The following is a 13397-nucleotide window of genomic DNA, read 5'->3' on the forward strand; positions in this document are numbered from 1 at the left end:
GAGTCACGATTTGCACAGCTCGCACCGGACCGAGTGGATACGGGGTCGATCATGAGAGTCGCGATCCCGTTGACGGGTACCCGCGGGGACGTCCAGCCAGCCGTCGCGCTCGGGCTGGAGTTGCGCCGGCGCGGGCACGATGTGTTCGTCGGCGCGCCCCCGAACCTGGTCGACTTCGTCACCCGGGCCGGTTTGACCGCGGCGCCGTGCGGCCCCGATGTCCAGCAGCTCTACTCCTCGGAGGAAGGCCAGCGCGCGCTCGCCGCGGGCAGCAGCTTCCGGTTGATGCAGCTGGTCGGCAAGCAGATGGCCGGGTACGCGGCGCGGATGAACCACGAGGTCATCAGCGTGTGCCGGGACGCCGACATCATCGTCTCGACCATGCTCACCGAGGACCGGGCGGCATCGGTGTCCGAGGCGATGGGCGTCCCGATGGTGTCATTGCACGGGTTCCCGTCCCGCATGAACGGCGCTTATCCGTTCCCCGGCGTGCTGCCGCCGACCGCGCGGCCACCGGCCCTGGTCAACCGTGCGACCTGGGTGCTGGCCGAAAATCTGCGGCGCGTGGTCTTCCTGAAGTACCTGAACCAGTTGCGCGCCGAACTCGGCCTGCGGCGATCCTTCGCCAGCCCGGCCGAGATGCTGGCCCGCCGGGGGGTGCCGGAGGTGCAGATCTACGACCCCGCGCTGGTGCCGGGCCTGGCCGAGGAATGGGGCACGAGCCGGCCGCTGGTCGGATTCCTGCCGCTGGAACGGTTCACCCGGGAGGCGATCGGCGAACTCGCCGCCGACCACGGGGAGATCATCGCCTGGATCGGGGAGGGCGAACCGCCGGTGTACTTCGGTTTCGGCAGCATGCCGATCCGCGACACCCGCGCGGTGCTGTCGATCGTCGAGGACGTGTGCACCCGGCTGGGGCGGCGCGGGCTGGTCAGCGCGGGCTGGAGCGATCTGGACCTCGCCGATGCCGAGACCGGTGCGCAGCTCAAGGTTGTCGGACCGCTCGCCCACGACATCGTCTTCCCGCTGTGCGCGGCGGCGGTGCACCACGGCGGCATCGGCACCACCTTCGAAAGCTTGCGGGCGGGTCTGCCGACGGTGGTGTGCTCGGTGTCGTTCGACCAGCCGATGTGGGGTGGGCAGGTGGAGCGCCTCGGTGTGGGCGCGCATCTGTCGTTCCAGAAACTCGACCGTGAGCACCTGACCTCCGCGCTGCGCACCGCCCTTGCCGAGGAAACCCGGCAGCGCACGAAAACCCTTGCCGGTCAGCTCTACTCGCACTCCGACGCCACCTCCCGCACGGCCGACATCGTGGAGTCGACCGCGTGAGCGCCGCCGGACACCGGACGTCACCTCGGGTTCCGTGACCGAACCCGCTGCTGGTCATCCGCAGCGCGGCGAAGGGTCTCCGGTCCGCCAGAGATCTTTCGCCGTGCCCAGGACGGCAGGGCGCGTGTGCGCGGACTCCTACGTGATGTTCGTGCGCAGCGGGCGGCATACGCTGCGTAGTCGCGACACCCTGGTGATCTCGGTGCTCTTGCCGATCTTGATCATGCTGCTGTTCGTATACGTGTTCGGCGGCGCGATCGAGGTCGAAGGGCCGTATCTGGACTATGTCGTTCCGGGAATTGTGCTGCTGTGCACGGGGTTCGGTGCATCGATCACTGCGACGGCCGTAGCGGGGGACATGACTTCGGGTGCGGTGCAACGGTTCCGCACCCTGCCGATGTTCCGGCAGGCGCTGCTGGCCGGGCACGCAGGGGAGGGATTGCTGCGGAATCTGGCGGCCATCACCATCGTGCTGATTGTTGCCACGATTCTCGGATTCCGGCCGCGCGCAGATGTTTTGGGCTGGTTGACGGCGCTGGCGGTGATCGTGCTCTTCGTGCTCGCGGTGACCTGGATCGCCGTCGCACTCGGCTTGCTGGCACGCAGTCCCGAAGCGGCAGGCGGGTTCACCTACGCGATCATGTTCATCCCGTACCTCAGTAGTGCGTTCGTGCCGACCGCCACGATGCCGGGATGGTTGCGCGGGTTCGCCGACCATCAACCCGCCACGGCAGTGGTCGACAGTTTGCGCGCGGAGTGGGGCGGTGCGGGCAACAGCAGCGTGGTCAGCGCCGTCTTATGGTGCTTCGGGTTGGCAGCGATGGGTTATGTCACGGCAGCGGTTCTATATGAACGGCGTTGAGGGGCGTACTACCTGGCGGGCCCTGTCATCCTGCGGGCACTGAAGGGCCTGCCTGCCGCTAGGTGGACTCCGGCCGGCTGGGTGTGCGTTCGGCGGCGGTGGCGAGGTAGTCGCCGAGTTCCCGGCGCAAGGTCACATCCAGCGACCGCGCCAGCGTGCTGTGCACCGCCGCCACCGCCAGCTCGCGCATCTTGGTGAGCATCGTTGTGGTCTGGGCGATTTCGGCGTTGGTGTCCGGCAGCCAGCCCGCGCCGTGCTCGTCCACGATGTGCTGTTTCGCGGCGGTGATCATGATGTGGGTGACGTCGTCGATACGATCGGCGACCTTGGCGTAGATCTCGATCAGCATGCGCAGCTCGATGCCGTACTCGTGCAGTTCGGCGAACGAGGCGAGCAGCTGGGTATCGGTGAAGACCACCGTGTCGCCCTCGAGGCGCACCAGTTTCATCTCGCGCAGCCGTTCGACGAGTTCGTCGGTCTCGGCGCCCAGGATGGTCCCGATGAGCTCGCGCGAGACCTCGAAGGTTTCGTCGGCGCCCCACGGCGCGGTGACCGCGTGCTGCAGGCCGAGCACCTCGGTGAGGTCTTTGCCGGTCTCCCAGCTGGTGATGAAGTCGGCGATGTGCGCGGTGGTGAAACCGCGCTGCAACAGCGCGTCGATCAAGCGCAGGCGTTCCAGATGCGCGTCGCCGTAGAGGCTGGCGCGGCCGTCCTTGCCCAGCGGCGGTGGGAGCAGGCCGCGTTCCTGATAGGCCCGGACATTGCGGGTGGTGGTGCCCGCGGCGCGAGCGAGGTCATCGATTCGGTACTCCGGCATCGATCACACCTCCCTCGCCCACCATGCGTCGCTACCGACGCTCCGACAACCCGATCGCTGACCGACCGAGTCTAACGGTCTGTGCCTTCTGCCAGCGCCTGCGGCACCGGGTGTTCGCGGCCCGGTGTCTCGCATCCGAGCAGCCGAGACTCGCGCCTGCGCTGTCGGCTACTCGGCTGCGACACGGGCCGCGAACACCGGTTGTCACGACACTGCGGCGATCTTCGGGCGCGCCGGCACGGACTCGACCACCTCGTAGTCGTCCAGTTTCAGGGTGCGTAACTGGTTGACGTACTGGGTCGCGAAACCCGGGTACATGGTTGCGTTGAAACCGTCCTCGGTGAGGTACCAGCTGTGGCAGCCCGAATTCCAGGTGGTGGCGGTGAGCCGCCGCTGGATGGCCGCGTTGTAGCGGTCCTGCTTTTCCCGGCGTACGTCGAGCAGGCGCAGGTCGCGGTCCAGGATGGTCTTGATGGCGCCGGACAGGTAATCCAGTTGTGCCTCCATGTACACCAGCGCCGAATTGTGGCCGGGGCCGGAGTTCGGGCCGAAGGTGAAGAACAGATTCGGATACCCCGACACCGCGACGCTCTTGTAGGCGTAGGCGCCTTTGGACCATTCCTGGGCCAGCACCCTGCCATCGCGTCCGACGATCGGGATCGGCGTGCCCGCCTTGGACACATCGAACCCGGTCGCGAACACGATGCAATCCGCCTGGTGCTCAACGCCTTCCGCGGTGCGGATGCCCTTCTCGGAGAGGCGGGCGATCGGCCAGGTGATGAGCTTGCAGTTGTCCTGCTGCAACGCCGGGTAGTAGTCGTCGGTCATCAGCAGCCGCTTGCAGCCCGCCCGGAAATCGGGGGTGAGCTGGCGCCGCAGCCACGGATCCTTGACCTGCCTGCGCAACTGCGCCTTGCCGACCATCTCCACCACGCGAGTCAGCGGGGTGTTCCACACGACGCCGAGTGCTACCGATTCGTGCCCGTAGAACCAGGCCTGGCGGGCCAGCGATTCGGAGGCGGGCACCTGTCGGTAGAGCTGTTTGAGCAGCGGGCTGGTGCGCCGGTTGACGCGCGGCAGCACCCAGCCCGGTGTCCGCTGGAACACCTTCACCGAGGCTGCCTGCTTGACCAGCTCCGGAATGATCTGCACCGCACTGGCTCCGGTGCCGACCACCGCGACCTTCTTGCCGGTGAAGTCGTAGTCGTGATCCCAACGAGCACTGTGGATCTTGTGCCCCTCGTAGTCCTCGATGCCGCGGATGGCCGGGAAGCTGGCGTTGGCCAGCGGACCCGACGCGAGCACCACCGAGCGGGCCCGGACCGGATCCCGTCCTTCGATGTCGATGGTCCAGTGCCCGGCCGACTCGTCGAACTCGATCCCGGCGACCGTATGGCCGAACCGAATCCGTTCGTGCAGACCGTAATCGGCGGCCATCGACTCGATGTAGCCGAGAATCTCGTTGCTGCCCGAGTAGGTGTGCGACCAATCCGGGTTCCGTGCGAAACTGTAGGAGTACAGCCGCGACGGAATGTCGCACGCCGCACCGGGATAGGTGTTGTCGCGCCAGGTCCCGCCGATCTTCGTGCCACGCTCGAACAGTGTGAAATCGTGGATGCCCTTTTGCCGCAACCGGATCGCGGCCCCGATACCCGCGAATCCCGCACCGATGATGGCAACGTCGATGGTCTTCATGCCGCGGGCTCGTAGGTGATTTCCTTCGACCACGTCGGGTCCTTTCGCAACAGTACCTTCGGTACCCGGGCGGTGATCTTCACCAGTGCGTCGGCCACCAGGTGGTAGGGGTGATGCCGGTTGATCACCCAGCCGCCGTGCATCTTCACGATCTGATACATCGGCAGCCGCCGCGCGAATTCACTGCGCTCCCCGACGTTTCCGTACCGCTTGAGCGCGGCGTACAGCTTCTCCTCGTCGACGCCCATCGCCACGATGTTGTCGCGCATCTTGTTCAGCAGCGGCACATAGCTGAGCACGCCGATCATGAAGGTCGGCTTGACCCAGCCGCCGACCAGTTCGATCAGCAGCTTGCGGATCTCGGCGTGACCCAGCACGTCCATCACCGCAAAATCGACGGCCAGATGGCGGGATTCGTCGGCGTTGATGCGCTTGAACACCTCCTGGCAGACCGGGTCCTCGATCTCGTCCATGATGAACTTGACCAGCGCACCGTCCAGCGCCACCTCGAGCATCGGAATCACGGTGCCCAGGAACGACAGTGACATGCTGTCGGCGTACTGATCCAGGAAGTCGATGACCAGCTTGACGTTGATGTTCGGCTGCGGGATCTCGTCGCCGTCGAGCATGCCCCAGCGCCGCATCAGCGCCAGTTCGGCGTTGGCGTGCTTCTGCTCTTCGGCATGGAAGTAGCGGTAGATCTCGCGCAGGGTTTCGGTCGGCGCCTTCTTGGCCATGGCGGCGAAACCGCGGGCGCCCACGTTCTCGATCCACATCAGATCGGCCATGAACGGCTTGAGCTTGGCGTGCAGCTCCGGCGAAATCATCTCCGCGCCAGGCGCATCCCATTCGATGTCGGCCAGCGCCCACTGCCGGTCCTTGATCTTGCGGAGCATATCGTCGAAGTCCATAGCGATTGCCATGTCAGACTCCCGTCTTGTCGGTGACCGTGATCCGGTCGGGGGAAGGCGAAGTGTCCTGCGGCAGTAGCCGTTCCAGCAGTCCGAGGACGAGGGTGTACTGCGCGGGGAAGTAGCGCTTTAGCCGCCAGACGACGTGCGCGTCCAGCTGCGGCAGCACATAGAGCTGGCCGCGATCGTGCGCGTCCAGGGTGGCCTTGGCGACCTGGTCGGGGGTGAAACCGGTGATGCGCATGAGGGTTTCGGCCAGGCGAGTGGCCTCACCGGTGATGCGGCCGTCGCGGGCGACATTGGTCTTGACGAAGGTCGGGCACAGCACCGTCACGCCGACGCCGGTGCCGCTGAGTTCGGCGGCCATGGTCTCCGACAGCGACATCACCGCGGCCTTGGCGGTGTTATAGGCCGCCATCGACGGCGCGGCGGCGAACCCGGCGGCGGAGGCGACATTGATGATGCCGCGCGGCCGCTCGCGCGAGGACCGCAATTGCGGGGTGAATACCTCGCAGCCGTGCACCACGCCCCACAGGTTGATGCCGAGCGCCCAGCTCCAGTCCTCGAAACCGATGTCGCCCACGTGTTTTCCGCCGATGCCGACGCCGGCGTTGTTGATCACCAAGGAGGCCGGGCCCTCGAAGATCGAGGCGGCGAAGCGGGCCAGGTTCTGCACGTCCTCGCGCTGGGCGACATCGCAGCGGAACGCGTGTGCCGCACCCCGGTGCTCGCGGTCGATGAGCGCGACGGTCTCATCCGCGCGCACCTCGTCGATATCGGCGCAGATGACCTGGCCGCCGCGCGCGGCGATCTCGAGGGCGAAGGCGCGGCCGATACCGCTGCCCGCGCCGGTGACCACCGCTCGCGCACCATAGGAGCGGCGGGGCCGTACCGCCACCGGTATCAGCTTTTCCAGTCCGAACATCTCAGCTCACCTTCTCGACGGTGACGGAATCCTGTGCCGCGCACAGGAAGTCGGCGGCACGGGCCAGCGCCCGGTCGGCCTCGGGGACCAGCACGGGCAGCGCCTGGAAGACGTGCACCTGGCCGGGCCAGATCTCGAGTACGCAGTCCCCGCCCGCCGCGCGCACCATTTTGTGCAGTGCGCGAGCGTCGGCGGCGAGCATCTCGGTGCCACCCGCCTGCACCAGAATCGGCGGCAGCACAGTGCCTTTCGGGATGCTGAGCCGCAGCCGCGGGGTATCGGCGGGCAGCCCCCGGGTGTACTGCGCCGGCAACTTACTCGCCGCGGCGGCGGTGACGAGCGGGTCCGGTCGACGGCGTTCCTGTTCGGCGGCCAAGCCGAGGGTGAGGTCGAGCAGCGGTGAGAACATCGCGACCGCGGCCGGTTGGGCCTGGCCCCGGCGATGGTTCTCGATGAGCAGGTCGAGCGCGAGGTGCCCGCCCGCCGAATCGCAGCCGATCACCAGATCCGCCGCCGCGTAGCGGCCGAGCAGCCAGGCGTAGCCCGCCTCGACGTCGTCGGCGGCCGCCGGGAACGGGTGCTCCGGTGCGAGCCGGTAGTCCACGACGAAGACCGGCAGACCGGTCCGCTTCGACAACCGGGCCGCCAGGCCGCGATGGGTGCGCGCCGAGCACAGCACATACCCACTGCCGTGTATGTAATAAACCGCCCGCGGCCCGAACGTAACGCCCGGCGCGCATACCCATTCGCCGCGGACGCCCCCGTCGCGGACCTTGGTGACGGTAATGCCGGACATCGGCGGGCCGCCGACGGTCATGAGCGTGGCGATGAGCTGACGTGCGAACCAGATGCCGGGCGGGTTCATGGGAATCGCGTTGTGCAGCGGCCGCAGGGCGTATGCGGCGGCGGTGGCAGCGACGGAGGCGCGCAGGGAGGGCGCCGCCGGAATGGCGGGGACCGAGGTCCTCGTTGACCTTGTCATGCATTCAGAATCAGCGATGAATGTGCCATTTGTCAATGGCACATTCAAAACAGCAATGTACGGGCCTGCTACCGGCCCCGCTGTTTTCTAGTAGCCGCGCTCGGGATCGATGGGCGCCAGCAGCTCCCGGCCTGCGACGAACCGGCTGACATTCGCGGCGACATGGTCGGCGAAGGCAGCCAGCCGCAGCTGCGGCGGATTCGAATCATGCGGTGTGACAATGGCATTCGGCAGCACCCAGAGCGGGTGGCCGTCGGGCAGCGGTTCCGGTTCGGTGACATCGAGGCCCGCGCCCGCGATGGCGCCCGAAGCCAGCGCCGCGACCAGGGCGTCGGTATCGATCAGGCTGCCCCGGGCGACGTTGATGACCCAGGACGACGGCTTGAGCCGGGCCAGTTCCTCCGCGCCGAGGAGATGCTGGGTAGCGGCGGTCGCGGGCGCCGCGATCACGACATGATCGGTGCGGCTCCACACCTTGCCGAGCTGGTCGGCGGGCACGGTCTCCACCGAATCCGGGATGCCGGGACCGGTGACCGGACGACCGGACCGGTTGACCGCGATGACCTGCGCGCCGAGCGGAGCCAGCATCGGAATCAGCGCACGGCCGATACCGCCCGCGCCGACGATGGTGACGGTCTTGCCGCGCAAACTGCCCACGTGCGGGAAGAAATCCTGCTGCCGCCAGCTCGCCGCGCGCAGATGCTCGGGCAGGTAGCGCACGCCCGCGAGCAGCAGCATCAGTGCGTGCTCGGCCACGCTGTTGGCGAAAGCGCCTGCGGCCGAGGTGAAGCGGACGTTCGGATGACGGGCGATGATGCCGGCGGTGAACCAATCCTCGACGCCGGCGGCGGGCAGCTGCACCCATTCGATGCTCGCGGGCAGCTGGTCGGGGAACTCGCCGGGGCTGGTGCCGGCCCAGATCAAGGCGCGCGCGTCCGCGAGATCGGTGACCTCGGCGCCGCCCTCGCCGACGGCTTTGAGTAACAGGGTTGGTTCGGGCCGGACGGGGCCGACAGCGATCGGTACGACTGTGTCACTCATCCTCGCGGACCTCCCTGTGAATGCGCGGCCGTAGCGGCCCGAAACTACCTTAATGGGCACCGCCGGGCCGTGGTTTAGCAAGGTCAGGGCTGGTCTTCGGGTGGGTCGGCGGCGATGCTGTCGCGGTCGGCCCACTCCAGTAGCTGCTCGATGCCGAACACCGCGTTGTCGATGTCGGCGTGCAGGTCGCCCAGTTCGGCGTAGCGCGGCGGCACGGTTTTCATGGTGAAGTCGCGCGGATCGATATCGGGGATCTCGTCCCAGCGAACCGGGGTCGAGACCGTCGCCTCCGGCACTCCGCGCACCGAGTAGGCGGCGGCGATGGTGTGATCGCGGGCGTTCTGGTTGTAGTCGACGAACAGCAGCTTCGGATCGCGGTCCTTGCGCCACCAGGTGGTCGTCACGTCGTCGGGTGCGCGGCGCTCGACCTCGTGCGCGAAAGCCAGCGCGGCGCGGCGGACCTCGGCGAAACCCCACTCCGGCGCGATCCGCACGTACACGTGGAGGCCGTGTCCCCCTGAGGTTTTCGGCCAGCCGACCGCACCGAGGTCGTCGAGCACCTCGTGCACCACCCCGGCCACCCGCTGCACCCGCGACCACGGGCAGTCCGGCATCGGATCCAGATCGATGCGCCACTCGTCGGGGCGCTCGGTGTCGGCGCGCCGGGAGTTCCAGGGATGGAACTCCACCGTCGACATCTGCACTGCCCAGATCACGTCGGCCAGCTCGCTGACGCACAATTCGTCGGCGGTGCGGCTGTAGCGGGGGAAGAACACCCGGACGGTCGGAACCCACGGCGGGGCGCCCGCGGGTAGTCGCTTCTGATGGACCTTGTCCCCGGCCAGCCCCTTCGGGAAACGGTGCAGCATGCAGGGGCGGTCGCGCAACGCGTTGACGATGCCGTCGCCGACGCTCAGGTAGTACTGGACCAGGTCGAGCTTCGTCGCCCCGGTCTCGGGGAAGTACACCCGATCCGGATTCGAGATCCGCACCGTCCGATCCCCGACATCGAGCTCGATCGCGGGACTTCCAGACTTACCGGCCACCCGTCCGACGATAGCGGGCGCGCGGCAACCGCGCTGGTCGTCGGCCGACAACGCACCACGTCAGGCCGCGTCGCGCGCACCGAATTCGTACGCCCACGATCCTTCGCAGCCGCCGAACGGCAGCCCGTGCCACGCCCGCGGGCACCCGGAATTCGGGCACCGGCTGTTGGCGGCGGAGTTCGCTGTCTGCTCCCGATCCAGGCGAGCAGCCATCCATTCGTCTAGTTTCTTCGGGTCCATGCCATGTCAATTCCCGCTGGCAGGCCGAGATCCGCGAATCGTGCCCGATTGGTGATCCGACGGGGCGGGATTGTTATCGAGTGTGGGTCGATGCCGGTTAAGTGACAGATGCAAGGGCGAAGGGCAGAACAGCCGGGGCGCCTGCTTGGCGCAGGGCGTGGGCGGCGAGAGTGAGGGTCCAGCCGGTGTCGGTGAGGGCGTCGACCAAGAGGATCGGGCCGTCGACGGTCGACAGGTCCGGGATATCCCAGGAGTCGTAGAGACCGGCGACGCGGTGGGCGGAGTTGGCGGCCGACACCGGCGGATGGCCCGGCTTGGTCGGGAGGGTGCCCAGATCGCGGAGGCGGCCGACTTCGGCGAGGCGCGCGGCCATGGTGGCGGTGAGGACCGGGTAGTCGGGGTTCTCCAGCGCCATCACGGTGGTCGGGCGGGTCGACCAATCCCAGCCGCGCAAGACCGCGATGCAGGCGTCGAAGACATTGTCCGGGATCGGGTCGTCGGGGGCATCGAGCAGGGCGCGCAAACGCTGGCCCCAGCCCAGGTCGGTGAGGCGGCCCAGCGCCCGGCCGGTCTCGGCGCCCTGGGTGATCTTGCCGGACAACGGGATCCCGAGCTTCGCCAGTCCGGTCGGCCACTGTTTGCGCGGGGCCAGATCGAGGCCGGGGCGGTCCAGGCGGGCGCGGGTGGCGGCCAGGTCGGCGGCATCGACGGTGGTGTCGGGTCGGGTGCCTGTGCAGTTGTCGCAGCGGCCGCAATCCGGGGAATTGCCTTCGAGAGCAGCCAAGCCCGGGTCGTCGAGTTGGCGGCGCAGGAAGTTCATCCGGCAGCCGGTGGTGGATTGATAGTCGACCATCGCCTGCTGTTCGACCTCGCGGGCCGCGGCCAAGCGCTCGTAGCGCTCGGCGTCGTAGGTCCAGTCCTGGCCGGTAGCGAGCCAGCCGCCGCGGACCCGGCGCACCGCGCCGTCGACGTCGAGCACCTTCAGCACCATTTCCAGGCGCGAGCGGTTCAATTCGACCAGCGGTTCCAACGCGACGGTGGACATCGGGCGGTCGAAGTCGAGCGCGTCCAGCACGGCGCGGACGATGTGCTCGCGCGGGAAGGCCACGGAGGCGAAGTAACTCCAGATGCGGGCGTCCTCCGGGCCGGGCAGCAGGATCACCTCGGCGCGGTCGGTGCCACGGCCCGCGCGGCCGACCTGCTGGTAGTAGGCGATGGGGGAGGAGGGCGCGCCGACATGCACCACGAAACCCAGGTCCGGTTTGTCGAAGCCCATGCCCAGGGCGGAGGTCGCGATAAGCGCCTTCACCTCGTTGTTGAGCAATGCCTGTTCCAGCACCTCGCGCTCGGCGGGGTCGGTCTGGCCGGTGTAGGCGGCGACGGTGTGGCCGTGCGAGTTCAGCACGTCGGCGAGGTCGTGGGCGGCGGCCACGGTGAGCGTATAGACGATGCCGGAGCCTTTGAAGTCGCTCAGGTGCTGGCTCAGCCAAGCGGTGCGCTCCACCGCGTCGTCGAATCGCACTACCGACAGGTGCAGCGATTCCCGGTCCAGGGTGCCGCGCAAAACCAGTGTCTCGGTGCCGATTTGGGTGGCGACGTCGGTGACCACGCGGTCGTTGGCGGTCGCGGTGGTGGCCAGCACCGGGACGTCGGAGCCGAGATCGGCGATCAGCGTGCGGATGCGGCGATAGTCGGGGCGGAAGTCATGGCCCCAGTCCGAGACGCAGTGCGCCTCGTCGATCACGACGAGCCCGGCGTCGGCGGCCAGCTTCGGCAGCACCTGATCCCGGAAGTCGGGGTTGTTCAATCGTTCCGGACTGACCAGCAGCACATCGATCTCGCCCGAGGCCACCCGCTGATGGATGTCGTCCCACTCGGTCATGTTGCCCGAATTGATGGTCGCCGCAACAACTCCCGCGCGCTCGGCAGCCGCCACCTGGTTCCGCATCAACGCCAGCAGCGGCGAGACGATCACCGTCGGCCCGCGGCCCGCTCCGCGCAGCAGCTTCGCCGCGATGAAATACACCGCCGACTTACCCCAGCCGGTGCGCTGCACCACCAGCGCCCGCCGGCGCTGCACCACCAAAGCCTCGATCGCGGTCCACTGGTCTTCGCGCAGCCGTGCCGCGGGCCCGGCCAGTTCGCGGAGCAGCTGTTCGGCCCGATCGCGCAGATCGGGCGCGTTGAGATCGATTGCTGAGGTGTCGCGGGCCGTGGTCATGGGCTCCATCGTGCCGCACCGGACCGACAGGAAAGATCACCGCGGGCAGGGGCTGACCGCGATACCGGCCCTGAGCGGGTGATCGTCCTACGTTCAGGCCCCTGGACCGGCCATCCGCATTGCTACGTGCCCGGTGGATGTGCGAGGTGCCAAGCGGAGGTGCGAAGCAGATCGTGTGAATACCGGCGCGGTGATCGTTCCGGCCCGCGATCGCGATCCGCGCGAGATCATTTGCCTACTTCCGCAACCGGGCGAACTCGCTGGTGTGGAGCGACAATGGACGTGCCAGCGTTCGTGCAGCGTGCAGGAGGCGATAGATGTCGTACCAGTATCAGCCGCCTGCGGGCTGGTCTCCGCCCGGCGCGGAATTCCGCACCACCGGCGGCTTTTCCCGTTTCCTGACCGGCACCGTGATCTGCCTGTTGATCACGCCCATCGGTATCGGTTTCGCCGCGCACGGCGCGGCCAGCGCCCGGCAGTGGATGATCCTCGGTGACGCTGCCGACCGTGTCGGGTCCACCGTCCAAATCCTGGTCGGCGCAGCGCTTTTGCTGCTGGTGGCGGGTCTCGCCGCCTATGCACCGGCGGGCCCGATCATCGCGGGGTTGACCTGGGGCGTCTTCCCTGGCGTCATCTATTTCATGTTCCCCGAGGACACCTATCGCCTGATCACCGAAATCCCCTTGCTGTCCGACCAGACGCTGCTGGCCGTGCACGCCTGGGTGATCAACGGCTGCATCTTCCTGGCCGGGGTGCTGCTGGTCGGCGCGGGCGCGGCCGCCACCTTCCGGCGACGCTGACCCTCAGGTCCGGCCTTCGGTCTCCTGCGCCTGCTGCAACGCCGTCGAGGCGCCCGCCCACCGCGCCCGGACCACTGTGAAGCCTGCGCGCTCGGCATCGATACACACCAGTTCGTCGTCGTCGACCAGCATCCGAATCTCCCGTCCGCGAGCGAGCCGCCCTAGGACCTCGAGCTTGACGTGACGCGCGGGACTGCGATCAGCATTGCGCCGCATGAAGATTCGCCCCGCGGGCAGCCCGTGCTCGGCGAGCCAGGTCCGGGTGTCCTCCCGGCAGCGCTCCGGCCGCCCGGTCAGATAGTTGATCTCGCACTCCCGCGCACTCTCCAGCAACAACGCCACGCCCTCGGCGAGCGGCGGATCATGCGGCGCGGCCGCGAAGAACGCGTCCCAAGCCCGCGGCGAGCGTTCCAGATACCGCTGCCGATGCGCGGTATCGGCGAGGGTGTTGTCCAGGTCGAACACGGCCAACGGCCGACGAGAGGGTCTCACGCACCCACCCTATGGCCGACACGAACGAACCCCGGC

Annotated in this window: 12 protein-coding genes; 3 read left to right on the forward strand and 9 right to left on the reverse strand. The window is 67.9% G+C overall.

Features of this window, described 5'->3' with window-relative positions:
- The first annotated feature begins 51 nt into the window (after positions 1 to 51).
- Both IBX22_RS29725 and IBX22_RS29730 read left to right on the forward strand, forming a co-directional pair.
- Positions 52 to 1329, forward strand: coding sequence for a glycosyltransferase (locus IBX22_RS29725; RefSeq protein WP_194819075.1), 1278 nt, complete (start codon positions 52 to 54; stop codon positions 1327 to 1329).
- Positions 1330 to 1474: 145 nt separating this feature from the next.
- Positions 1475 to 2191: an ABC transporter permease gene (locus IBX22_RS29730; protein WP_194819506.1), complete on the forward strand. Its 717-nt coding sequence runs from the start codon at positions 1475 to 1477 to the stop codon at positions 2189 to 2191.
- A gap of 58 nt (positions 2192 to 2249) precedes the next feature.
- Here IBX22_RS29730 and IBX22_RS29735 read toward each other — a convergent pair whose 3' ends face one another.
- From IBX22_RS29735 to IBX22_RS29770, 8 genes are all read right to left on the reverse strand, one after another.
- Entirely contained in the window at positions 2250 to 3008 is a 759-nt protein-coding gene (locus IBX22_RS29735) for a MerR family transcriptional regulator (RefSeq protein WP_194819076.1), read from the reverse strand.
- A 204-nt stretch (positions 3009 to 3212) separates the two neighbouring features.
- Complete coding sequence (locus IBX22_RS29740) at positions 3213 to 4703, reverse strand: NAD(P)/FAD-dependent oxidoreductase (RefSeq protein ID WP_194819507.1); 1491 nt, start codon at positions 4701 to 4703, stop codon at positions 3213 to 3215.
- Positions 4700 to 5620 carry a ferritin-like domain-containing protein gene (locus IBX22_RS29745; protein WP_194819508.1) on the reverse strand — a complete coding sequence of 307 codons (921 nt, stop codon included), beginning with the start codon at positions 5618 to 5620 and terminating at the stop codon, positions 4700 to 4702. Before IBX22_RS29745 ends, IBX22_RS29740 begins: the two co-directional genes overlap by 4 nt.
- A gap of 7 nt (positions 5621 to 5627) precedes the next feature.
- Positions 5628 to 6539, reverse strand: coding sequence for an SDR family NAD(P)-dependent oxidoreductase (locus IBX22_RS29750; RefSeq protein ID WP_194819077.1), 912 nt, complete (start codon positions 6537 to 6539; stop codon positions 5628 to 5630).
- Between the two features lies 1 nt (position 6540).
- Positions 6541 to 7521, reverse strand: a complete 981-nt coding sequence (locus IBX22_RS29755) for an alpha/beta hydrolase (RefSeq protein ID WP_194819078.1) — start codon at positions 7519 to 7521, stop codon at positions 6541 to 6543.
- A gap of 87 nt (positions 7522 to 7608) precedes the next feature.
- Positions 7609 to 8562: a D-isomer specific 2-hydroxyacid dehydrogenase family protein gene (locus IBX22_RS29760; protein ID WP_194819079.1), complete on the reverse strand. Its 954-nt coding sequence runs from the start codon at positions 8560 to 8562 to the stop codon at positions 7609 to 7611.
- A gap of 83 nt (positions 8563 to 8645) precedes the next feature.
- Complete coding sequence (ligD, locus tag IBX22_RS29765) at positions 8646 to 9608, reverse strand: non-homologous end-joining DNA ligase (protein WP_194819080.1); 963 nt, start codon at positions 9606 to 9608, stop codon at positions 8646 to 8648.
- Positions 9609 to 9945: 337 nt separating this feature from the next.
- Positions 9946 to 12069 carry an ATP-dependent DNA helicase RecQ gene (locus IBX22_RS29770; protein ID WP_194819081.1) on the reverse strand — a complete coding sequence of 708 codons (2124 nt, stop codon included), beginning with the start codon at positions 12067 to 12069 and terminating at the stop codon, positions 9946 to 9948.
- A gap of 317 nt (positions 12070 to 12386) precedes the next feature.
- On the opposite strand from IBX22_RS29770, the gene IBX22_RS29775 reads away from it, so the two are divergent.
- Positions 12387 to 12869 carry a hypothetical protein gene (locus IBX22_RS29775; protein WP_194819082.1) on the forward strand — a complete coding sequence of 161 codons (483 nt, stop codon included), beginning with the start codon at positions 12387 to 12389 and terminating at the stop codon, positions 12867 to 12869.
- A gap of 3 nt (positions 12870 to 12872) precedes the next feature.
- On the opposite strand, the gene IBX22_RS29780 is transcribed toward IBX22_RS29775, so the two are convergent.
- On the reverse strand, positions 12873 to 13361 hold the full coding sequence (locus IBX22_RS29780; RefSeq protein WP_194819083.1) for a hypothetical protein: 489 nt from the start codon (positions 13359 to 13361) through the stop codon (positions 12873 to 12875).
- Positions 13362 to 13397: the final 36 nt, after the last annotated feature.

Origin of the sequence: Nocardia sp. XZ_19_385 (assembly GCF_015355755.1) — a bacterium.
GTDB lineage: Bacteria > Actinomycetota > Actinomycetes > Mycobacteriales > Mycobacteriaceae > Nocardia.

Bases quoted from the DNA above. Each gene is read 5' to 3' on its own strand.
- IBX22_RS29725 (WP_194819075.1), top strand. From the start codon at position 52: ATGAGAGTCGCGATCCCGTTGACGGGTACCCGCGGGGACGTCCAGCCA.
- IBX22_RS29730 (WP_194819506.1), top strand. From the start codon at position 1,475: ATGTTCGTGCGCAGCGGGCGGCATACGCTGCGTAGTCGCGACACCCTG.
- IBX22_RS29735 (WP_194819076.1), bottom strand. From the start codon at position 3,008: ATGCCGGAGTACCGAATCGATGACCTCGCTCGCGCCGCGGGCACCACC.
- IBX22_RS29740 (WP_194819507.1), bottom strand. From the start codon at position 4,703: ATGAAGACCATCGACGTTGCCATCATCGGTGCGGGATTCGCGGGTATC.
- IBX22_RS29750 (WP_194819077.1), bottom strand. From the start codon at position 6,539: ATGTTCGGACTGGAAAAGCTGATACCGGTGGCGGTACGGCCCCGCCGC.
- IBX22_RS29755 (WP_194819078.1), bottom strand. From the start codon at position 7,521: ATGACAAGGTCAACGAGGACCTCGGTCCCCGCCATTCCGGCGGCGCCC.
- IBX22_RS29760 (WP_194819079.1), bottom strand. From the start codon at position 8,562: ATGAGTGACACAGTCGTACCGATCGCTGTCGGCCCCGTCCGGCCCGAA.
- IBX22_RS29770 (WP_194819081.1), bottom strand. From the start codon at position 12,069: ATGACCACGGCCCGCGACACCTCAGCAATCGATCTCAACGCGCCCGAT.
- IBX22_RS29775 (WP_194819082.1), top strand. From the start codon at position 12,387: ATGTCGTACCAGTATCAGCCGCCTGCGGGCTGGTCTCCGCCCGGCGCG.